Source organism: Microcoleus sp. Z1_B2, from assembly GCF_036700325.1.
Taxonomy (GTDB): Bacteria; Cyanobacteriota; Cyanobacteriia; order Cyanobacteriales; family Microcoleaceae; genus Microcoleus.
Window position 1 is genome coordinate 54,181 of sequence record NZ_JAUBOQ010000011.1, and the last position, 22,054, is coordinate 76,234.

A 22,054-nucleotide genomic window follows, 5' to 3' on the forward strand; every position below is an offset into this window, starting at 1 on the left:
GATTGACTGCACAGACTGATCTGGGAGCTCGATCTTTTGTCTAAAATTGTGGGATCGACCCTCATGAGTTGACGTGGGACTGTATCCGCTGCTGGGCGAGGTCAAGTGTAAGTGTTGCTGGAACTGTCGCCTGAGACGGTGAGGCGAACAAAAACCAGACACCAGCCAAAAATGATTAGCGGATTGTGCAGCAAAAGTAACGGTTTGTACAATATTGTGCAAAGATAGGTATCAAAGGGTTCTAAACTTTTTTAGCCCCTATCTGGCAATCGACCCTCCCCCTAGGGGTGCGGTAATCTCTACAGAACGATCGGAGAATTTTAACGAATTTAATGTTTTGTTTCTGAATGTAAAGAGTTATGATGATAACAAGCCAGAAATAAGCGGGGATAATTTGAGATTGCTTCGCCGTCCGCCTTACACCACAACGGTATCCCGAAAGAGTGTTGAGATGGATAGGCGGTAACGGTAGCCCAAAAAGGAATACAAGCCTCCGGCTTAAGTCGTGGAGAGATAAAAATTTTAGAAGAAAGTTAAAGCTCCCTGATTCATCTGTGGAGTCAATCTAAAATCTAAAATCTAAAATCTAAAATCGACTGACGGTCGCCCCATCCCCTGCTCAATCCCGCAGGCGACGGATTGCGGGATAGCGCCTGAACCAAACAACCTGTTACTACTACTATGTAGTGAAGTGGGGCTGGTCATGATCCTCACTATAAAATGCCTAAGAGGGAAAGCTTGCAAGTACCTCAAAGGAAGTCCAATGTCCTGTTTTAAGAATGTTGGAAGCCTATAACCCGACCCCTGGCGGTTGGTATCGGTGATGTCACAAAATCAAAGACGGCTGTCGAATTGGTAAATTTAGTCACCATCGACGGAGCTGCCCTATACTCGATTGCTATTTAAGAAGGTGCGCGCAGGCGCAGCACCATAAAGAACTCTTATGAGTTCCTGCCGCCGAGCAGAAATCCGCATCCGAGTTGGGCAACTTAGAAGGCTAAGACTCGTTATTAGGAGCATTAATGAATTTATTGTTTGAAGGCTTAGGTCTTTCGGAAGAACTCGTTCTCCATCTGGAAACACTAGGCTTTACAGAACCTACTCCCATCCAAGTACAAGCAATTCCGCACCTGTTAGCAGGTCGCGACGTTGTGGGTCAAGCCCAAACAGGGACAGGCAAAACGGCAGCATTCTCGTTGCCCATCTTGGAGCGGATTGATTTAGATGTGACTGCGGTGCAAGCACTGGTGCTGACGCCGACTCGCGAATTGGCGATGCAAGTAACTGAAGCCATCCGTGATTTGAGCGGCATCAGCAGCGACGGCCCGGTAAAAGTGGGTCGCTCTCTGCAAGTTCTGACAGTGTACGGCGGTCAATCGATCGATCGTCAAATGCAGCGTTTGAAGCGCGGCGTGCACGTCGTTGTCGGTACACCCGGACGCATATTGGATATGCTCAGCCGCGGCAGCCTGAAACTAGACAAGGTACAATGGCTGGTTTTGGATGAAGCTGACGAAATGCTGAGCATGGGCTTTATCCAAGATGTGGAAAAAATCTTGGATGCTGCACCAAAAGAACGTCAAACGGCATTTTTCTCGGCGACGATGGAACCTTCCATTCGGAAATTGGTGGCGCGGCATTTGCGTAACCCAGTCAACGTCACCGTAGAACAGCCAAAAGCAACGCCAAAGCGCATCAGCCAAGGTGTGTACATGATTCCCCGCGGCTGGTCGAAGGCAAGAGCCCTACAGCCAATCCTAGAAATGGAAGACCCGGAATCTGCACTGATTTTTGTGCGGACTCGGCAGTCGGCAGCAGAACTCACCAGCCAACTGCAAGCAGCAGGTCACAGCGTTGATGAGTATCACGGTAATTTGAATCAGGCACAACGGGAACGTTTGTTGCATCGGTTCCGCCAATGTCAGGTGCGCTGGGTAGTGGCGACTGATATTGCGGCGCGGGGTTTGGACGTGGATCACTTGACTCACGTGATTAACTACGATTTGCCCGACAGTGTGGAAAGCTACGTTCACCGGATCGGACGCACGGGCCGGGCTGGTCGCGAAGGAACGGCGATTACGCTGATTCAACCGGTCGATCGCCGCAAACTGCGTTTGATTGAACGCCACGTGCGATCGAGCTTGACAGTGCGAAACATTCCGACACGGGCGCAAATTGAAGCACGTCAGTTGGAAAAGATGCAGGGTAAAGTTCGCGAAGCTTTGGCTGGCGAACGGATGGCATCTTTCTTGCCTCTGGTGTCTCAGTTATCCGAGGAGTACGACTCCCACGCGATCGCCGCTGCTGCTTTGCAAATGGCTTTCGATCAAAGCCGTCCTGCTTGGATGGGCGCTGATTACGCTCAACAAGAAGATCCCCCGATTGGTGGAGAAAACAGCGTCAAGCCTATCTTGATCAAAAAGCGGGCTAAGACTGGTGAGACGACTTTTTCTGGAGCACCGAGTGCTCCTGTTCCCCAGAACCGCTAATTGGTAGGGTGCACTCGGTGCACCTTATTTAGAATTATTGTAGAGGTGCGATCGATCGCACCTCTACTTTTTTTATGGGTAATATCAAATCCGTTGAGATCGGAATTATTCATCTCTCTCTTCTCTTCCTCTGTGCCCTCTGCGCTCTCTGCGGTTTAATTATTCCAAAACAACATAAGTCAATATGCAAGTTAGCGATCGGACAATTTCTGTAACTAATTCTACACTGAGAACGTTAATTGATGAATTGGGTACGGAGTGTCAAAATGTGATTGCTTTAATCTATCAGCTTCAGTTACCTGATTTGAGCGATCGACAAAAAGCTGAAATTATAGCAGAGTTCCTTCCTCTCTGCAATCCATCTGAACGTGCACTGCGGAGAGGATTTTCAGACACTAATTGCTGAGGAAATGACAAAATTGTCGGATGAGGATGAAGAGGATTAAGGAGACGCGGGCGATTCCCTACGGGATAGCTACGCACGCGCGTACATGAGGAAAAAGCCCTCCTGTCAACTCACCGAAGAGCTAAAAATCCTCATAAATAAGGAATAAAGTCCTTACTACAAACTTGTGAACCGGGACTTTTGCACTGTTATTTAATATTTCAGTTTAGCTGTGTGCTCACAATAATTTTTTGCACGCGATCGCCCTTAATTTCCACAATCAAATTAGAAGCCTTTTGGTCATTGCTGTAAGTCAAGCGAGTCACTCCACTTTTAACAGATTGCGACCCGTAACCGTAAGTTTTAACGACTTTTTGGCTGTTATCTCCTAGCTTCACACCATCCATTGTCAGAAACTTGGGATTGGTAGTAGAAACTAAATAAACTTTGCCCTCCCATGCTGCTACCGTCAATCCTGAGTAAGTTAGCGTGCGAATCTTGCCACCGATGCCAGGCCCAGCAGGTTTAGTTTCGTCGCGCTGCGGTTTTCCCAACTTACGTTTTGCCTCTTCTACAGCCATCCCCAACCGAACGCCGCCAATCCCCAGGCGCGAATAGTTCAGCGCCGCCGGCTTTTGTGTCGCGCTGAGCATTCTTTCTAGAGTCACAACAGTTTGATTCATAGCGGGAACAGGACGAACTAAAGCAGCAAATCCTAAGCTCGAAATTGCGAGATTCATCATGATGCCAGCGACGGCTGTTGTCACAAACATTTTTACCATTTTTTTATAGCTTTATTTGGCAATGTATTCGCGCGATCGCCCCCTCGATCCGGATTGATACTAATAGGACTTACACAAAGACTCCTCGACGCACTGCGATGATCTGAAACCGAATTTTTTTACCCAAACTACACAAAGAAACCCGGTTTTTACCCTAAATCTTAGGTTTAACAGTGAGGTGTTCAGGAAGAAACCGGGTTTCTAGCGCCAGCTAGGTAAGTCCTGACTAATATTTTTTAAGTTTTGAAAACCGCCAATTTCGGGCGAACCGAATTTGCTCCCGCACAACCTTGCGTCCGCCTGCGGGGAATGAAAGAAAGAATAAAGGAGGTAAATCAAGGGAAATTGCTGTGATATCCTAACAAAAGCCATATCTGCATAAAATAAGTAATTTAGATGACCGCAACAGATTCTACTAAACACCAAAAATCCAAAGCCCTCAAACCGGGTAGCCGCCGCCCCGCTAAAGAACTGTGCAGCGAGTGCGGTTTGTGCGATACATATTACATCCATTATGTCAAGGAATCTTGTGCTTTCTTAACACAGCATATTGCAGAATTAGAAGCAGAGATTCACGGGCGATCGCGCAATCTCGACAATCCCGACGATTGGTATTTCGGAGTCAGTCAAAACATGATGGCGGCTCGTAAAAAAGAACCAATTGAGGGTGCTCAATGGACGGGAATCGTCAGCACAATTGCCATTGAAATGCTCGAAAAAGGAATTGTAGAAGGCGTTGTTTGCGTCCAAAATACAAAAGAAGACCGCTTTCAACCGATGCCGATAATTGCTAGAAATCGCGAAGAAATTCTGGCAGCAAAAGTCAACAAACCAACACTCTCTCCCAATCTTTCAGTATTAGAACAAATCGAAAAATCGGGGATGAAGCGGCTGTTAGTAATTGGTGTCGGCTGTCAAATTCAAGCCTTGCGAACAGTCGAGAAAAAACTCGGTTTAGAAAAGCTCTACGTTTTGGGAACTCCCTGCGTTGATAATGTCAGCCGTGCAGGCTTGCAGAAATTCCTAGACACGACTAGCCGTTCTCCTGAAACGGTGGTTTCTTACGAGTTTATGCAAGACTTTAACGTTCACTTCAAACACGAAGATGGTTCGGAAGAAAAAGTGCCGTTTTTTGGCTTGAATACTAAGGAATTGAAAGATGTTTTTGCTCCTTCTTGTTTGAGCTGTTTTGATTATGTGAATTCTTTAGCAGATTTAGTTGTCGGCTACATGGGCGCACCTTTTGGCTGGCAGTGGATTGTGGTGCGAAATGACACCGGGCAAGAGATGTTAGATTTGGTAACGGATCAGTTAAATACTCAGCCGGTGATGTCTAAGGGAAACCGAAAAGAAGCGGTTCAGCAAAGCATTCCGGCTTATGAAAAAGGAGTGACTTTGCCGATGTGGGCGGCGAAGTTAATGGGCGTGTTTATTGAGAGAATTGGGCCGAAGGGTTTGGAATATGCCCGTTTTTCGATTGATTCTCATTTCACTCGCAATTATCTGTACGTGAAGCGGAATTATCCTGAGAAATTAGAGGCTCATGTGCCGGAATATGCTAAGCGGATTGTGGGACAGTATAAGTTGCCTGAGTGAGGTGATTCGGAGAGTTTTTAAGAGGTATTTTGCAGGGACATGATATTGCCCTCTTTCCTTCAGTCCGGCAGGGGTTGAAACCTCTGCCTCAAAGCTTAAGTCCTTTGAAAAGGACTGAATCAATTATTGGTTGTGTTTGTGGTGCAAGATGGCTTTAACTTTCAATTAGATATATAAGATTATGACACTTATAGTGGCACAGAAATATATCAATTTACCAAGGTCGATCGCACTTACTGGTTGTGGGCTTCTAGCATTATCTGGAAATGGAGTGTCGGCGAAGGCTGCAGAAACGCGATCGGGAAACAAAACATTTGCTGAATGGTGTCGCGAAAAAGATTCTTTGACTCCAGAAGCTAAACATACTGTTGAGATGCTGTTGAAGGAAGCAGGGACTAGAGAGTGCGATGTGGCTAATCAGAAACTTTCGAGTCTCACCGCACTCTTCCTCTGGGGTAATCAAATCAGCGACATCAAACCTTTAGAATCTTTGACTAACCTGATTACACTCCACATTAGTAACAATCAAATCAGTGACATCAAACCGCTAGCATCTTTGCCTAACCTGATTACACTCTCCGTCGGCAACAATCAAATCAGCGACATCAAACCGCTAGCATCCTTGACTAAACTGACTACTCTCCAACTCAACAACAATCAAATCAGCGACATCAAACCGCTGGCATCTTGGACTAACCTGACTTGGTTAGACATCAGCAACAATCAAATCAGCGACATCAAACCGCTAGCATCCTTGACTAAACTGACTTGGTTAGACCTCAACAATAATAAAATCAGCGACATCAAACCATTGCTATCTTTGACTAAACTGGCTGCGATCAATCTCGAAAACAATCAAATCTATGACATCAAACCATTGCAATCCTTAACTAACCTGACTTGGTTACAACTCAGCGGAAATCCGATCGCCCCCAAAACTTGCCCACTCAAGCCAGAGTCTATCTGTAAGTGGGAACCACAAGCTCAACCATAAAACTTTACAGTGACGTTCGATCGCACTTAAATATTTCTGTTACGAAGGATAAATTTGCTATTCATCAGAAAAAGACGATCGCCCTTATTGACTAAAAGCGATCGCACCTCCCTTCCTACAAATCAGCAGCGTGCTGCTTCAATTCATCCAAAGAAACGTATTCCAAAGTCAGGGCGTGAGTCGCACCCAAAACCACAAGCGGCGCACATCCCGCATCCATTGCTTCCTTCCAGCGAGAAGCGCACAAACACCAGCAATCCCCAGGCTTCAAACCGGGGAAATTAAATTCGGGAACCGGAGTGCTCAAATCATTTCCATTCGACTTAGTGAATTGCAAAAACTCTTCTGTCAGTTGAGCACAAACAGTGTGAGCCCCAAAGTCACCACCACCTGTATTGCATTTGCCGTCCCGATAATATCCTGTCATTGGCGAAGTGCAGCAAGTCTCTAACTTTCCGCCCAGCACATTTGTAGCTTCCGTCACCATCGCAACTCCTGAGTAAAACTCTTCGATCTAATTTTACACAAATCGTTGTTTATATATTTTTTTCCATCGCAAAGTTGATGAATTTTTGTCCTCGCCGTTCTACTTCTTGTTTTCTAATCACCATAAATCCCTGGCTTTCAAAAAAAGGTCTAGCTGTAATGCTGGCTTCGGTAAATAACTTGTTAATTCGTAATTCTTTAGCTTTTGACTCAATTTGTTTTAAAATTAGCCTACCAACTCCTTGTCTTTGAAAATTTTTATGACAGTAAAAGCGATCGATATGGCCGCTTGCTTCTAATTCCCCAAAACCTGCAATTTTCTCACCCTCTTCTGCTACGAAAGTAAATTTACTGCTTAAACTTTTAGTCCAACTTTCGATATCCATATCTGCTGGCGCCCAAGCATCTACTTGTGCTTGTGTGTAATCGCGGATGTTTACTTCGTGTATGGTGTCGTAAAACAGTTTTACAATTTGTTGGGTATCACCGATTTCGTAGGTTCGTATTCTCATAAATTATCTCACTGCGATCGCTTCTTTGATATTAATTTGGGATTTTTAACCGCTTCGCAACACGGATGGATGTTGGCTTTTACCATTGTGTCTCATTTCTTGCAGGGCGATCGCCCCAAAATTTCTCTACCACCCCTTGACAAACTCTCATCCTCTATGTTAAAGAATTAGGATCGCGAATTAAATAACTTACAATTTTAATTGTTATTGTGGGACGGGCGGGACGCCCATCCCACAAACTTGTGGAAGTTATTTAATTCTCATTCCTTAGAAGCAAACCTGACTCGAATTAACACTACATTAATCCAGTAGCTTAACAAATAAGGATTGAAACTTATGACAGAAATTGGACCCGATCCAAACCGACCATATCCGATGCCCGACCAACGGCGCGTATGCTTCATCAAAAACTTTATTAAATCCCCCAACATTATCGTCGGCGATTACTCATATTACGACGATCCAATAGATCCAGAAAACTTTGAAAGAAATGTACTTTATAACTACGGAAACGATCGGTTAATTATTGGCAAGTTTTGTGCGATCGCCACCAACGTCAAATTCATAATGAACGGTGCAAATCACAAACTCGACGGGATTTCAACTTATCCTTTTCCGGTTTTTGGGAATGGTTGGGAAACAGCCATGAATTTATTAATGGAACTGCCAAGTAAAGGCGATACCGTCATTGGCAATGATGTTTGGATCGGCTATGAATCCCTGATTATGCCCGGAGTCAAAATCGGCGACGGTGCCGTCATTGCTGCCAAATCCGTTGTAGTAAAAGACATTCCCGCTTACACCGTTGTCGGTGGAAATCCCGCCCATCCAATCAAACAGCGTTTTAGCGATGGTGAGGTTGCACAACTATTAGAAATACGGTGGTGGGATTGGGAAATCGACAAGATTTCCCGCAATGTCAGTTTGATTATGCAAGGTGATATTCAAGCACTCAAAAAAGCTGAGTAAACTCGCAAATACAGCGATATTAATTTTAACTCTGATGCTGAGTACAGGTTCCGGCGCGATCGCGCCGGCGAACCAACTCCCAGCAGCCGATCCCGGATACATCTTCTAATCTGCGTTCATCAACGTCAATCAGCCTGCATCTGCAGTCAATCGATTTTAGATTTTAGATTTTAGATTTTAGATTGACTTGCGCGAGATAAATGCGGGGGCAATAAGTGATTTTCGATTTGCGATTTTGGATTGATTCCACGGATAAATCACGTGGGGGGTACCACATGAAGAAATTCGTGGTCAAAAAATCCCCCAAAATCACCATGCAAACCCAGGGAACCCCCGTACCGCACCGCTACGACTTATTTGCTGGGCCCACAGCCTCGATCGCATCCTCCAGGGCGATCGATACATGAGTCCAATGAGTCCCCCCCTGACAAAAAGCCACGTAAGGCTCCCGCAGAGGCCCGTCAGCCGAAAACTCCGACGTACTCCCATCGATAAAAGTACCCCCAGCCATCACTAACTGACTTTCATACCCGTGCATCGGAGCCGGCACCGGATCTAAATAGGAACCGACGGGGGAATTTTGCTGAACAGCCCGACAAAAAGCAATTAACTTATCAGCAGAACCGAATTCGATCGCCTGAATCACATCTCGTCTTCTAGCCAAAGGCATAGGATTCACTCGATAACCCAACTTATAAAAAACATAAGCCGTCAAATGATTTCCCTTCATCGCCTCCCCCACACAACCGGGAGCCATAAACAAACCCTGAAACAGCAACCGATTCAAATCAAAAGTCGCCCCGCCGCTGCTGCCGATTCCTGGTGCCGTCAAGCGACAAGTTGCAGCCTCCACCAAATCAGCCCTCCCGGCCACGTAACCGCCCGCAGGGACGATCGTACCCCCCGGATTTTTGATTAAAGAACCAGCCATTAGATCCGCACCCACAGCAGTAGGTTCGCAATCCTCGACAAACTCCCCGTAACAATTATCAACAAAGCAAATTGTGTTAGGATTCTGATGTTTGACTACCGCGACGATTTTTTTAATCTCAGAAATAGACAAACTCGACCGCCAAGAATAGCCGCAAGAGCGCTGGATAAAAACCAGGCGAGTCTTTGCTGAAATAGTAGAGCTCAATGCCTGCCAATCCAAACTTCCTTCGCGAGTTAGAGGCAACTCACGGTAACTAATGCCAAACTCGATCAGTGAACCTTGACCTTGCCCCCGCAAGCCGATCACTTCTTCTAAAGTATCGTAGGGAGAACCAGCCACTGCCAACATTTCGTCACCAGGACGCAGGATGCCAAAAAGAGCACAGGCGATCGCGTGAGTACCCGAAACAAACTGTACCCGGACAGCCGCAGCCTGGGCCCCTACCACTTCGGCAAACACCCCGTCCAAAGTCTCCCGACCCAAATCATCGTGGCCGTAACCCGTAACCCCTGCAAAATGGTGGACTCCAACCCGGTGGCTGCGAAAAGCTTTTAAGACTCGTTGAAGATTTTGCTTGACTGTAGTGTCAATACCAGAAAAAATCTGAAAGAGTGCCTGTTCTGCTTCCTGTAGCCGTGAAACGCTATTCATCTATACCTCGCTCACCCTTTGCGTGCGCGCTGTTCATTATGGCGTAGATGCGGCCCCTAGTTTGTAAACATAATATATTCATGACGATTGCAACTTCCAAAAAAACTTCTCCTGATTGGCCTGTCATAGGCTTTATGGCCTTTCTGCACATCGGTGCTTTATTTGCTTTGCTGCCGGGTAATTTTAGCTGGTCTGCGGTCGGGCTAGCACTCTTCCTGCATTGGGTAACAGGTGGTTTAGGAATTACTCTCGGATATCACCGCCTCGTCACCCACCGCAGTTTTCAAACACCGAAATGGCTAGAGTATTTTCTAGTTATTTGCGGTACCCTTTCCTGTGAAGGTGGCCCGATCGACTGGGTAGGAATGCACCGGTTACACCACATCCATTCCGACACGGAAACAGATCCCCACGATTCCAATCAAGGCTTCTGGTGGAGCCACATGGGTTGGATGCTCTCGGATCTCCCGATCAGAGTGGAAATCCCCCGCTTTACTAAAGACATCGGCGACGACCCAGTATACAAGTTTCTCCAAGCATATTTTATCCCCATCCAAGTCGTCTTCGGTGTGTTGCTTTATTTATTAGGCGGCTGGTCTTTCGTGGTGTGGGGCGTGTTTCTGCGGATCGTGGTGGTGTTCCACTGCACTTGGCTGGTTAACAGCGCTACCCACAAATTCGGCTACCGCACCTACGAATCGGGCGATCGCTCGACCAACTGCTGGTGGGTGGCTCTGCTCACCTACGGCGAAGGCTGGCACAACAACCACCACGCCTTTCAATACTCGGCTCGCCACGGTCTCCAATGGTGGGAAATCGACTTCACCTGGATGACAATTCAATTGCTGCAATCGCTGGGTTTGGCAACCAAAGTGAAATTAGCAGAAAAATAGCGATCGGCAATTAGTCATTGGTTGTCGCTCATCAGTTCTGGACTAATAGCTTGTGACCAATGGCTAATCCTGTTTTTGCGATCGGTATAGGTTGGGTTGAACAGAGATCGAATCCCCTGGTGCGATCGACCCAACCCAAACCCGAATCAGTTATAATATAATTGGGAACAAAAAATTTTGTTTAGCAGCCAAAGTTTTTATTTTCAGAATATAGCAATCCTAAATCATTTGCATAATTATTGTAGGGGTAATCCCACGCCCGGTTGCCCGATAGATAGGGGGTAGGCACTCTTAGCACTACCCCTACCAATTTATCTGAATCATTTAGGATTGCTATACAACCGTAAATTTTTTTCAATCCTAATCCCAAATCTATCATTGATTCTTTATTAGTTTGGGCAAGTGTGCAGCAAAAAAGTTCACTGCTCAATCCCAACTATTATGCGTGAATCTAGCTCGGCATCTCATCAGAAATCAAAAAGAGAATGACAATTGCAACGCAAGAAAAACTCCAATACAATTGGAAGCACGTTATTAGTTTAGCAGGACTTCATATCGGCGCTTTGTTCGCACTGCTACCCAGTAACTTCAATTGGACAGCAGTTGGTTTAACAGTATTCATGCACTGGATAACCGGCGGTTTGGGAATAACTCTCGGATGGCATCGCCTGCTCACCCACCGCAGTTTTCAGACACCAAAATTCGTAGAATACTTTCTAGCATTTTGCGGAGCCCTTGCCTGTCAAGGAGGAATAATTGATTGGGTTGGGCTGCACAGATTGCACCACACCCACTCTGACCAAAATGCGCTCGACCCTCACAATGCCCAAAAGGGTTTTTGGTGGAGTCACCTCGGCTGGATGCTATATAAAGGTCCAGCTCACGCTGAAATTCCCCGCTGCACAAAAGACATTTCGAGCGACCCCTTTTACCAGTTTTTGCAAAATTACTTTCTGCCAATTCAAATCGCCTTTGGCGTGTTGCTTTACTTAGCAGCCGGCTGGCCCTTTGTAGTTTGGGTAATTTTTGTCCGCTTAGTTTTCGTTTATCACTGCACCTGGTTTGTTAACAGCGCCACTCACAAATTTGGCTATCGCACTTACGAAACAAAGGATAGTTCTACTAACTGTTGGTGGGTGGCTGTCCTGACTTACGGCGAAGGCTGGCACAACAACCACCATGCTTATCAATACTCTGCGCGTCACGGGATGGAATGGTGGGAGATTGACTTCACTTGGATGACAATTCAAGTTTTGGAAGCACTAGGTTTGGCTACTAAAGTGAAATTACCAGCAGCAAAATAGCAGCAATTCTGTCCTAGACGCAGAACCAATGTAGGGTGGGTACTTCGCACCTTACCGCTTCAGAAACCCGGTTCCTTTAAGAAACCGGGTTTTTTGGTTACTAATAACCTATGACTAATTAGCCCGTTTTTGCTCGCCCCGGCCGCGCAAATATTCCGCTAAAAACGCCAATCCTCCCGAACCTACTATCAACAGCACGCTGAGAGCATTAATATCAGGTTTCACCCCAGTCCGAATCCGGCTAAAAATTTCCATCGGCAGAGTTGTAGTCCCGCTACCTGCGGTAAAACTCGCAATCAAAAAATCGTCCATGCTGAGGACAAAAGACAGGAGACAACCCGAAACAATTCCGGGTATTAATTGAGGGAGCAAAACTTTAATAAAAGCTTCAACAGGCGTTGCACCCAAATCCAAGGCAGCCTCTTCTAAATACGGGTTTAAATCGGCCAATCTAGTAGAAACAGCTAGGGCGATGTAAGCCAGACAAAACACAACGTGAGCGGCGACAATCGTCCACAAACTCAGAGGAATCGCCAGCGCTGCTAAAAATACCAGAGTAGCAACTGCGGTAGCAATATCTGGAATAATAATCGGCAAGTAGGAGACTCCCTGATATAAACTCTTGCCTGGAAAGCGGTAGCGGGCTAAACCAACCGCCATCAAAGTGCCGAGTACCGCCGAGATTGCCACTGCACAAACAGCCACTGTTAAACTGTTTCTCAGGGCAATTAAAATCCGCGTATCGCTAAATAATTTAACGTACCAATCTAAGGTAAATCCTTCCCAGCCGGCGCTAAAACGCGATTTGTTAAAGCTGTAAAAGGTGAGTACCAGGATGGGCAGGTACATATAAAAAAACATCACAACGGCAAATATTACCTGCCAAGAAACCTTAAATTTAGGTTTTAAGTACATATCGGCTTGTATGTCCTCCTGTGTATTTTCGGGGGTATTTTCCATTTCTCGGTAATCGGTAATTGGTAATTAATTGGTAATTGGTAATTGGTAATCGGTTGTTGTCAGTTGTTATTTGTGAGTAGCTACCAATAACCAGTAACCAATAACTAATGACTAATAACTACTGACTAATGACTTCTTTAAATTGCATTACGATCGCCATATTTGAGCAAAAGGGCAATTCCGATACTCACTGCAAAGATTAATACCATACTCAGAGCCGAACCCAGACCCCAATTTTGAGTCGCCCCCAAAAATTGATTGTAAATTAAACGAGCCGCCGTCATGCTCGAAGCTCCACCGAGCAACTCTGGATCGACAAAATCGCCCAAACAGCTAATAAATACTAGCAAAGAACCCGCAGCAATTCCGGGCATCGTCTGAGGTACTGTCACTTTCCAGAAAGTTTCCACTGGGTTCGCACCCAAATCCTGAGATGCTTCTAGCAACCTGCGGTCTAACTTTTCCAAAGAAGCGTAGAGAATTGTCACGATATAAGGCAAATAACTGTAAGCCATGCCGATTAAAACTGCGGAGCTTTGATTAAGCAATTCTAGAGGAGGAATGCCTACAAGTGCCAGCAGCGAGTTGAGAACCCCCGTAGGACGCAGAATTGTAATCCAAGCATACGATCGCAACAGCGAAGAAGTCCACAGCGGCAACACAAAGCCTAACAAAGTTAAATTCCGCCACTTTTTCGACACATTGAGGGCGATCCAGTAAGCCACTGGAAATCCCAGCAGCAAACACAGAATAGTAGTCCCCGTTGCGAAAAAGAGCGAGCGACCTATCACCTGTAAATTCAGCGGCTCAAACACTCGCAGGTAATTGCCGATTCCCGAAGGATTCACCAAATCTCCTGGCTTAATATTCGGAACCAAACTAAGCTGAAAAATCACCAAAGTTGGTATGACTAATAATAAAAGCAGCAACAAGCCAGAAGGGCCCAGCAATGCCAGTGGCCCAGCCCACGCCGACCAGCGAGAAACAGTTTCAGCCTTCGAGGGAGAACCGGGAGGAAGAGGAGGGGGAGCTTGAGTGGAAACAGCCATAAATAAATAGTTTTGAGTTTTGAGTTTTGATTTGTAGGGGCGGGTTTCACCTACAATAATCGCCTAAAATAAACAATCTCATAAACCCGCCCCCACCCCACGGTAAATCGAAATGTAATGTAGGGGCGGGTTCACCTACAATCATCGCCTAAAATAAACAATCTCATAAACCCGCCCCCACCCCACGGTAAATCGAAATCTACATGAAATTTATGGCAATAAATAAGATTAGCCGCTGGTTAATTGAGTCCAATAGCGATCGTACACGTCTATAAATTTTCCTACCGGCGCAACACCTTCGCAATTTTTCAAAGTTGCCTCAGAAGGGAAAAGAATTTCATTTTCGCGGACTTCCGGCGTCAGCAAACTAAAAGCATCTTCCGAAGGAGTTGAGAAACTGAGCCGTTCTACTAAAGAAGCAGCGACATCCGCTTGCAGCATAAAGTTAATCCACTTATAAGCTGCTTCTGGATTGGGAGCACCTTTAGGAATTACTAAAGTGTCAGTCCACAGAGAAGAACCGCTTTTTGGCACAACATAGCGCAATTTGTCATTATCTGGAATTACCTCATTAGCATCAGAAGAATAACACATAGCTACCTTCAAATCCCCCGTCAGCATTTGTGGCCGCCAAGCATCAGTGGTAAAAGATGCGATCGCCGGTTTGAGTTCAACCAACTTTTCATAAGCTTGTTTCACTTGCTCTGGGTTCGTAGAATTGAGAGAATAGCCCAACATTCGCAACGCAGCACCCATAACTTCTCGAACATCATTTGCCAGCGTCATTCGCCTTGCTAACTCCTGTTTGTGCTTCCACAAATAGTCCCAATCTTCAGGAGCTTCTTTGAGCTGTTCGCTGTTGTAAATTAAGCCTGTGGTTCCCCAACTCACAGGGACGCTGTAGCGGTTTCCTGGGTCATAGACGGGGTTTTGGAACTGTTTTTTTAGCCGATCGAGTCCGCCCAAAATCGAGTGGTCTAATTGGCTCAACAGCCCCAGTTCCGTCATCTGAATCACCATGTAGTCAGACGGGTAAATGATGCTGTAGGCGCGGGCGCCACCGGCTTGAACTCTCGCCAGCATCGACTCATTGGAGTCGAATACATCTGCGATGACGCGGATGCCTGTTTTTTCGGCAAAGCGATCGAGCAAAGCGTTATCGGTATAGCCGGCCCAAGTATAGATGAAAAGTTGGTCGGCAGAACCTTGGACGGGAGGAGCAGATTGCACGTCTGCAAGTCGCCAGCCGCAACTCGAAACAGCTAACCCGGAAATTGTCGCCGCCGAATTTTTTAGGAACTGACGGCGTGTAGAATTAGCCGGGAAAATCCTGGTAATTGGTAAGTTAGTCGGAGGCACAGTTCGATTTTAGATTTTAGATTTTAGATTTTAGATTTGGAGATTGAAGATTGAAGATTGGGGAATTGGGAATTGGGAATTGGGAATTGTTCTATGTTATTTGTTAGGATAACCAACCACCAACAAATAACCAATGACTAATGACTGATACCAACTACCAACGGCCAACTGACTAATTCCGATCGCCCAAAGCGAGACAATCAGTAGTTCCCCAGTAAGCGTAAATCGGCGTGTGCGGGTCTGGGAAAGAACCGCCAGTATTTGGCTGGCGCACTGTAATTTTATCGCCCGAAGCCAACTCAACGACGTAATGAACGTGCGTGCCCATGTACATAGTATTTTTGAGCCGCCCTTCAAAACAGTTGACCGACACTTCCGGCTGGTAGAGATTCAAATATACTTTTTCCGGCCGAACGCTGACAACAACCGAGTCGCCTGTGACACCATTCCACATATCCGACTGCTGAACGATGATTTTCAGATTGGCTGATGTGCGAACTGTGATAGTCGATCGGTCGATCGATTCTACCGTACCCGCAAACAAATTCGTATCGCCAATAAAATCCGCCACAAAAGCCGTCTGCGGACACTCATAAATTTCTTCAGGAGAGCCAATTTGCTCAATCCTGCCCTCGTGCATCACCGCAATCCGGTCAGACAGACTCATCGCCTCTTCTTGGTCGTGAGTCACCATCACAAAAGTCAAACCCAATTCTTGATGCAAATTCGACAGTTCCAACTGCATCTGCTTCCGCAACTTCAAATCCAGAGCACCCAGAGGTTCGTCCAACAGCAAAACCGCCGGTCGATTTACCAGAGCTCTCGCCAAAGCCACCCGCTGCTGCTGGCCGCCCGACATTTGACCGGGAAACCTGTTGGCGAAAGATTCCATTTTCACCAATTGCAAAACTTCCCGTACCCGTTCTTCAATTTCCGCTTTCCCCAGCTTTTTGATCCGCAATCCAAAAGCGATATTGTCCCAGACATTCATGTGTCCGAACAAAGCATAGCTTTGAAACACAGTATTTACCGGACGGCGGTAAGCTGGAGTGTTGGTCATCGACTGGCCGCGAATCATCAATTCGCCCGCCGAGGGAGTCTCGAACCCAGCGATTAAGCGCAGTGTCGTAGTCTTGCCGCAGCCACTGGGCCCGAGGATGCTAAAAAATTCTCCTTGGCGGATGTTGAGGTCAACTCCGCGGACTGCGGTTTCGCCGTTAAATACCTTAAAGACCTTGCGGAGTTCAACGTCAAGCGCTGTATCCGTTGCTGTCGTACCTTGGTTGAGTGCTGTCTGAAACATATTCGCCCTTTCCTGGGGGTAATGCACGCCACTTAAATACAGTTTAAGTTTAGACTTTTCTGTATTTTAGGTGAGGAATGTTGGATGTAACAGGTTTTGGGATTTGTTCTTTAAATTCTATCCCAGAGCGCACCATTGTCAGCAACAGGCAAGATGCCTGTTCCACAAAGAGTAAATTTTATTGTGGAACAGGCATCTTGCCTGTTCATAAAAGCCTTATTGAGAATGGTGCAACATCTCAGATCAACTGGGCATCTATTTATTCTCAGGACTTGGCGTGGGAGAGGGTTTTTGCGGTTTCTCTGTTTTGGGTGCTTCTGCTTTTTTCCACTCTGACAAAGGTCGTTGGACGGCATTTTTAAAGTCAAAAGGCACTAGCAGCACGGGCAAATTTTGGGCGGAATTTTGAGGGGGCGCTTCCGGCGGATTGGCTTGAGCGTACAAGAAGCGGCCGCTAAAGTCTGTTTTGCCTAAAACTAGGCGGTGAGTTTCCTGGTTGTCCAGTTTTACTGTGACTGTAGCTTGGGGTTGGTCTAGACCGAATTCTGGCAGTTGAGCAGCAGTAGTATTAATCGTGCGATCGCTCTTTCCTGTTGCCAGCCTGTCTAGCAAAAAATCCACCGATGCCTGACTCGCGTGTGCTTGCACTGGCAATTTCATTTCCCAGCTAGACTTGCCTCCTTTTGTAGCATAAACTCGCTCAAAAGTCAATATTTTTTCGGGAGTTTTGACTGTAAAGAATTGTACGCGATCGGAGTTAAAAGCAAAAATTTTCTGTTGTTCTTCCTTAGCAGCTTCCTGTTTAGGAGCCACTTGCATCTCGAACAAAGCAACCAACCCAGTCATGCTAAGTGCGACGGCTATCAATACAAATGTATTTTTCTGCAATTTCATAGTAACTGGGAATTGGGCATTGGGAATTGGGCATTGGGCATCGGGAATTGGGAATTGGGCATTGGGGAGTCTGTTATTAATAACAACTGACAACTGACAACTGTCAACTGACAACTGTCAACTGTCAACTAACTTATCTTCTCTTCCACCAGATAGCGCCCCCAATTCCCAGTCCGAGTAAAGGCCAAATTAGCCAAGCTAAAACCAGCAATCCTACTTGGATAGCCGTCATGTTAATGCGACGGTTAGTAGCTTTTTTCGGACTGATAGAAAAGCTTTGCTGGTCTGGTTTACTCAACCAACTGACTGAATTGAGAAACACGTCGCTATTGAGTTGTTGGTCAAACCAACCGTTAGTCACAAATTGAGATGTGCCAATTACTACCATTCGCGATGTTTTTCTAGGAGTTGAAGGCGCAGAAGGAGTTGCGGTTGGACTGGGAGATGCTGTGGGAGATGCTGTGGGAGATGCTGCTGGTGTTGGCGAAGTCGTCGGTAATGCTGGAGGCGTTGCTTCTTGCGAGACAATCACCGAATAGCTGATTGGGGAAGCTGTTGGCGAAGTTGTCGGCGATGGTGAATCTGTCGGCGATGGGGAATCTGTCGGCGATGGGGAAATTGTCGGTGAGGGTGAATCTATCGGTGAGGGTGAATCTGTCGGCGATGGTGAATCTATCGGCGATGGTAAATCTGTCGGCGATGGTGAATCTGTCGGCGATGGGGAAATTGTCGGTGAGGGTGAATCTATCGGTGAGGGTGAATCTGTCGGCGATGGGGAAATTGTCGGTGAGGGTGAATCTATCGGCGATGGGGAATCTGTCGGTGATGCTTGGGGTGAAGGCGAGGGTGAAGTAGGTGTTGGTGAAGGTGAGGGCTTTGAGGGAGTGCTGTCAGTGGTCGATCGAACTAAAGCTACACCTAATAATAGCGGGCCTTGTTTATCGGTCTTCTGATCGAACTCCAATTTCTTAGTCGTTAAATCGCTTTCCGCCCAACTTTCCTGACTCGTCCAAATCAGCGGTTTTGCCTCTATCCCTTCTACTGGCGAGTTTTCCAAAGCACGCGCAAACGGATAAAATGAAATGCCGTTGCCAAAACTTTGAGTAATCGGATGTTCGCCGTAGCGCCTGACTGTGGGAACCGTGGGGCCCAGCCCAAATCTTTGACCAGTGCCCGAAGCATCGATGGCCAAACGGGCGTCTAGTTTTACGCCCCATTCTTCCAGCAATTTGCCCAATCCCGTATCAATTGCCGGGTCTACCATTAACAATAAACTGCCGCCGCGATCGAGATAAGCTCTTAGTGCTTTAATTTCTGTATCGGAAAACGGTTTGTCCTGGCCGGGAACGATTAAAGCATCTGCATCTTCTGGCACTTCTTTGCGTTCGGTCAAATTCAGGGTTTGGACGTTGTAGTATTTATCTTTCAAAGCTTTTTCAGCTTGCTGAATTCCGCCTTGACCTTCCTGTAGCGGGCGGGCTCCTTTGCCTTGCAAAAAGTAAACTCTAGCAACGCGAGTGCTCAGGATTTCTTCTAAGCCATTGGTAAGTTTTATCTCTGAAAGACCTTGATTTGGGTCGCTACCAAAAGCGGTGCCACCTTTTTGCAGTACCTGTTTTCTGTCGCCGGATTGCAGGTAAACTTCTCCGATGCTAGTAATACTAAATTCCCGCGCTTTTCCAGGTTGGGTCTGCGGGTCAACAAACTCGAATTGGAACTTTTCGCCTCCCTCGCGTTTGTAGCTTTGCAGCAATTCTTTAATTTGGGGATTTTGGATGGGGTCAAATACCCAAACTTTGACTGTTTGTTGCAGGTTTCGCAGTATTTGTTGAGTCTGCGGCGCAAGGGTAAATTGTTGGCTTTCGGTTAAGTCGATGCGGACGGGATAGCGAACGGCTATGAAGTTAATTACTCCGAGTATCACAAAGACGGCGAGGGTAGCAATCAGGGCGTTGGTGCTGGCTTGGGTGGAACGCTGCCCCCAAAAGCTTTGTTCGTAACTCAAATATAGCAGCCAAAGGGCGATCGTCACTGCTCCGGCAATAACTAAACCGACTGTCAGCGGGTCCCATACTCCAGATACAAGTGCTGCTGTTACACCCGCTGCGATGAGGAGGGGGCCCAGCAAAAAAACGTATTTCCAATTTGTTTTCCTAATTTTCATAATGTAAATATTGAGTGACAAAATTATGGTTGAAGGATGTTATTCTATATCGCATTAGCCTGCAACCATGCTGTTAAATCGGATGGCTTGTTGAAATCGATCACGGCATCTCCTAGTTCTTCTAATTCCTGTATACCTAATTGACGGATGCTGTTTTCAGTTTCCGGTTGTATTGTGCCTAATCGCTTCACTAGCTGACGCAATATTAACGAGAGTTGAGCGGCTTTTGTCACCTGTTCTCTTGCTACATCTATGGCAATCTGCTGGTCTTGAATCCACAGTTCTTGCTTCTGCAATTCATTTAATTCTTCCTGAGTGAAGTTTGCCTCGCTGGCAATTCTAAAAGCTTTCTGAATTTCGGGAACTGCACTGAGTGTTTCTGGTACTGTCTCCAGAGTGCTGGTCTTTTCGAGAAAGTAAATCCATTGATCTGCCGTTGTTTCTAATTCTGCTAATTCCTTGCTAAATTTTGGCAGTTCGATAAATACTAATTCTATTTGAGTATCTGGACACTCAAACTGTTGCTCTTTTTCTTTGAAAACAAACCGTGACATAAATTCCGGCTGATTTTCAAACATTTCAAAGTCGGCAATTTTTAAGGAAATTACTGTTTTTAGTCTTTCGTAGCGCTCTTTTCCTGTTAATTGTTGGCTGTAGCTTTTGGCAGCGTTGTACAAAACTCTGTTCCCAAAGGAAGGCACGTTGATCAGTTGAATTTCAACTAGGGCGATTCTGCCGCCGTTAATTGTGGCTTTGACATCTAGGTGTGTGTCTTGGGTTGCGAGAGTTTGAGGTTCTGGTTGGGATTCGATTATTTCTAAGTCTTCGATGACCGGCTGTGCTTCATAAAGGATGGCGTTTAAAAAATTAATCAGGATGTCTTTGCTGTCGCTGGAACCGAATATTTTTTTGAACGCAAAGTCGATTTTGGGATTGATAAATCTCATTGTTTGAGGTATTTTGTAGAATGATTAACAGGGAAAAATAACCTTCCCTTTGCTCTTTACTTCTCTTTACTTTGGCAAAAATAACCTTCTCTGTCTCTGCCTTGTCTAGTGTTTTTAAGAACGCTGATATCGCAAGGCATCGATGGATTGGGCGGTCAGAAATACTCCTAAAATGATGTAACTGGCAAACATAATTAAACTGCTGGTATCGAAAACTCCCTTGACAAGATTGGTGTAATTTGTTAGGAGCGACAAATGTCCTAATGCTGTTCCGAAGGGGCCACCGATACTGACGGCGACTGCATCGATCACCCAGAGAAATAATACTAGAGTGAAGGTGAGGATGGCTGATAAAATTGTGCTGTCGGTGAGGGAGGAAATAAACATTCCGAGGGACAATACTCCTGCTGCTAGTAAGATTAAGCCGCCGTGTCCTAGCAGAAGAACTCCGGGGGGTACGGGTGGGGTTGAGGAACTGAGGGCGATCGCCTCGCAGAACAGCAGGGGCAGCAACATTGTGGTATAAAATGTTAAAACTCCCAGGAGTTTGCCGGTAGCAACTGCCCAGTTTGTTAAGGGCGATGTGGCTAATAGTTCTAAGGTTCCACGTTTGCGTTCTTCTGCGTAAAGTCCCATTGAGAGTACGGGTAGTACGAACAAGGAAAGGGAACCCATGATTCGCAGGAAGAGTTGCAGGAATTCGTAGGCTACGTCGATGGGAGGTTCGGTAATTCCCATTTGGTCTCGCTGGCCGATTTGGGGAATTAACCCGTCGGGGGCGAGGAGGATGGCTATTAAAAAGTAGCCGGTGATTAGCCAAAAGACTGCTGCGATGGCATAGGCTAATGGCGATGCAAAATAGCTTTGTAGTTCTTTGCGGTAAATTGCGACAATATTACTAATCATTACTAACATTTAGGAATTGGGAATGGGTAATTGGGCATTGGTAATTGGTTCATTCTGAGTCGCCTGCGGGTGGTGTTTCACTGCTGTCGCTATCCTGTTTTTTTCTTTCTATTGGTCGCTTTTTGGTAACAGGTGGCTGTTCGGGCGGAGAATCGCTACTCGGTTGTGGCTTTTTTTTAATTGGCCGATTTTTTACAACTGGTTGGGATTCTGGTTGAGAACGTTCGATCGACTTTGGTGCATCTAAAATCGGTTCAGGTTCTAGTGGAGAAAGTTCGATCGACTTTGGTGCATCTAAAATCGGTTCAGGTTCTAGTGGAGAAAGTTCGATCGACTTTGGTGCATCTAAAATCGGTTCAGGTTCTAGTGGAGAAAGTTCGATCGACTTTGGTGCATCTACAATCGGTTCAGGTTCTAGTGGAGAAAGTTCGATCGACTTTGGTGCATCTACAATCGGTTCAGGTTCTAGTGGAGAAA

19 protein-coding genes and 1 pseudogene are annotated in these 22,054 nt (G+C 46.1%); 7 read left to right on the top strand and 13 right to left on the bottom strand.

Going from position 1 to position 22,054, the window contains the following annotated elements:
* Positions 1 to 1,022: 1,022 nt before the first annotated feature.
* Complete coding sequence (locus QT984_RS08375; protein WP_333052713.1) at positions 1,023 to 2,489, top strand: DEAD/DEAH box helicase; 1,467 nt, start codon at positions 1,023 to 1,025, stop codon at positions 2,487 to 2,489.
* Between the two features lie 184 nt (positions 2,490 to 2,673).
* The gene (locus tag QT984_RS08380; protein ID WP_333210490.1) at positions 2,674 to 2,895 is read left to right on the top strand and encodes a hypothetical protein; all 222 of its coding nucleotides are present in this window, start codon (positions 2,674 to 2,676) and stop codon (positions 2,893 to 2,895) included.
* A gap of 200 nt (positions 2,896 to 3,095) precedes the next feature.
* Here the strand turns inward: QT984_RS08380 and QT984_RS08385 are convergent, their stop codons facing one another.
* Complete coding sequence (locus QT984_RS08385; RefSeq protein WP_333274686.1) at positions 3,096 to 3,656, bottom strand: hypothetical protein; 561 nt, start codon at positions 3,654 to 3,656, stop codon at positions 3,096 to 3,098.
* A 396-nt stretch (positions 3,657 to 4,052) separates the two neighbouring features.
* Here QT984_RS08385 and QT984_RS08390 point away from each other — a divergent pair, with 396 nt between their 5' ends.
* Together QT984_RS08390 and QT984_RS08395 are read left to right on the top strand one after the other, a co-directional pair.
* Entirely contained in the window at positions 4,053 to 5,252 is a 1,200-nt protein-coding gene (locus QT984_RS08390; protein WP_333147617.1) for a Coenzyme F420 hydrogenase/dehydrogenase, beta subunit C-terminal domain, read from the top strand.
* 181 nt (positions 5,253 to 5,433) lie between these two features.
* Entirely contained in the window at positions 5,434 to 6,246 is an 813-nt protein-coding gene (locus QT984_RS08395) for a leucine-rich repeat domain-containing protein (protein ID WP_333373791.1), read from the top strand.
* A 115-nt stretch (positions 6,247 to 6,361) separates the two neighbouring features.
* Here QT984_RS08395 and QT984_RS08400 read toward each other — a convergent pair whose 3' ends face one another.
* Together QT984_RS08400 and QT984_RS08405 are read right to left on the bottom strand one after the other, a co-directional pair.
* Positions 6,362 to 6,733 carry a DUF2237 family protein gene (locus QT984_RS08400; RefSeq protein ID WP_333052718.1) on the bottom strand — a complete coding sequence of 124 codons (372 nt, stop codon included), beginning with the start codon at positions 6,731 to 6,733 and terminating at the stop codon, positions 6,362 to 6,364.
* A 49-nt stretch (positions 6,734 to 6,782) separates the two neighbouring features.
* Positions 6,783 to 7,244 (bottom strand): GNAT family N-acetyltransferase, encoded by a 462-nt coding sequence (locus QT984_RS08405; RefSeq protein WP_333052719.1) that lies wholly within the window; start codon positions 7,242 to 7,244, stop codon positions 6,783 to 6,785.
* 336 nt (positions 7,245 to 7,580) lie between these two features.
* Here QT984_RS08405 and QT984_RS08410 point away from each other — a divergent pair, with 336 nt between their 5' ends.
* Positions 7,581 to 8,213, top strand: a complete 633-nt coding sequence (locus tag QT984_RS08410) for a Vat family streptogramin A O-acetyltransferase (protein ID WP_333274695.1) — start codon at positions 7,581 to 7,583, stop codon at positions 8,211 to 8,213.
* A 346-nt stretch (positions 8,214 to 8,559) separates the two neighbouring features.
* Here the strand turns inward: QT984_RS08410 and QT984_RS08415 are convergent, their stop codons facing one another.
* A complete protein-coding gene (locus QT984_RS08415; protein WP_333373794.1) occupies positions 8,560 to 9,798 on the bottom strand; it encodes a methionine gamma-lyase family protein in 1,239 nt (412 codons plus the stop codon).
* An 80-nt stretch (positions 9,799 to 9,878) separates the two neighbouring features.
* Between QT984_RS08415 and QT984_RS08420 the strand changes: the two genes are divergently transcribed.
* Both QT984_RS08420 and QT984_RS08425 read left to right on the top strand, forming a co-directional pair.
* On the top strand, positions 9,879 to 10,691 hold the full coding sequence (locus QT984_RS08420; RefSeq protein WP_333210514.1) for an acyl-CoA desaturase: 813 nt from the start codon (positions 9,879 to 9,881) through the stop codon (positions 10,689 to 10,691).
* Positions 10,692 to 11,176: 485 nt separating this feature from the next.
* Positions 11,177 to 11,995, top strand: coding sequence for a fatty acid desaturase (locus QT984_RS08425; protein WP_333052724.1), 819 nt, complete (start codon positions 11,177 to 11,179; stop codon positions 11,993 to 11,995).
* 114 nt (positions 11,996 to 12,109) lie between these two features.
* On the opposite strand, the gene QT984_RS08430 is transcribed toward QT984_RS08425, so the two are convergent.
* From QT984_RS08430 to QT984_RS08470, 9 genes and pseudogenes are all read right to left on the bottom strand, one after another.
* Positions 12,110 to 12,955: an ABC transporter permease gene (locus QT984_RS08430; RefSeq protein WP_333210517.1), complete on the bottom strand. Its 846-nt coding sequence runs from the start codon at positions 12,953 to 12,955 to the stop codon at positions 12,110 to 12,112.
* A 137-nt stretch (positions 12,956 to 13,092) separates the two neighbouring features.
* Positions 13,093 to 14,004: an ABC transporter permease gene (locus QT984_RS08435; protein ID WP_333052726.1), complete on the bottom strand. Its 912-nt coding sequence runs from the start codon at positions 14,002 to 14,004 to the stop codon at positions 13,093 to 13,095.
* A 228-nt stretch (positions 14,005 to 14,232) separates the two neighbouring features.
* Positions 14,233 to 15,363, bottom strand: a complete 1,131-nt coding sequence (locus tag QT984_RS08440; protein WP_333052727.1) for a spermidine/putrescine ABC transporter substrate-binding protein — start codon at positions 15,361 to 15,363, stop codon at positions 14,233 to 14,235.
* 172 nt (positions 15,364 to 15,535) lie between these two features.
* On the bottom strand, positions 15,536 to 16,666 hold the full coding sequence (locus tag QT984_RS08445; RefSeq protein WP_333210519.1) for an ABC transporter ATP-binding protein: 1,131 nt from the start codon (positions 16,664 to 16,666) through the stop codon (positions 15,536 to 15,538).
* A gap of 255 nt (positions 16,667 to 16,921) precedes the next feature.
* Positions 16,922 to 17,653, bottom strand: coding sequence for a DUF4340 domain-containing protein (locus QT984_RS08450; protein WP_333052729.1), 732 nt, complete (start codon positions 17,651 to 17,653; stop codon positions 16,922 to 16,924).
* Between the two features lie 40 nt (positions 17,654 to 17,693).
* Positions 17,694 to 19,724, bottom strand: a complete 2,031-nt coding sequence (locus QT984_RS08455; RefSeq protein WP_333052730.1) for a Gldg family protein — start codon at positions 19,722 to 19,724, stop codon at positions 17,694 to 17,696.
* 44 nt (positions 19,725 to 19,768) lie between these two features.
* Positions 19,769 to 20,671 (bottom strand): Rpn family recombination-promoting nuclease/putative transposase, encoded by a 903-nt coding sequence (locus QT984_RS08460; protein WP_333052731.1) that lies wholly within the window; start codon positions 20,669 to 20,671, stop codon positions 19,769 to 19,771.
* Between the two features lie 114 nt (positions 20,672 to 20,785).
* Positions 20,786 to 21,586 carry an ABC transporter permease gene (locus QT984_RS08465; protein WP_333052732.1) on the bottom strand — a complete coding sequence of 267 codons (801 nt, stop codon included), beginning with the start codon at positions 21,584 to 21,586 and terminating at the stop codon, positions 20,786 to 20,788.
* A gap of 40 nt (positions 21,587 to 21,626) precedes the next feature.
* Positions 21,627 to 22,054 (bottom strand): annotated as a pseudogene (locus QT984_RS08470) (ATP-binding cassette domain-containing protein); the annotation flags it as partial.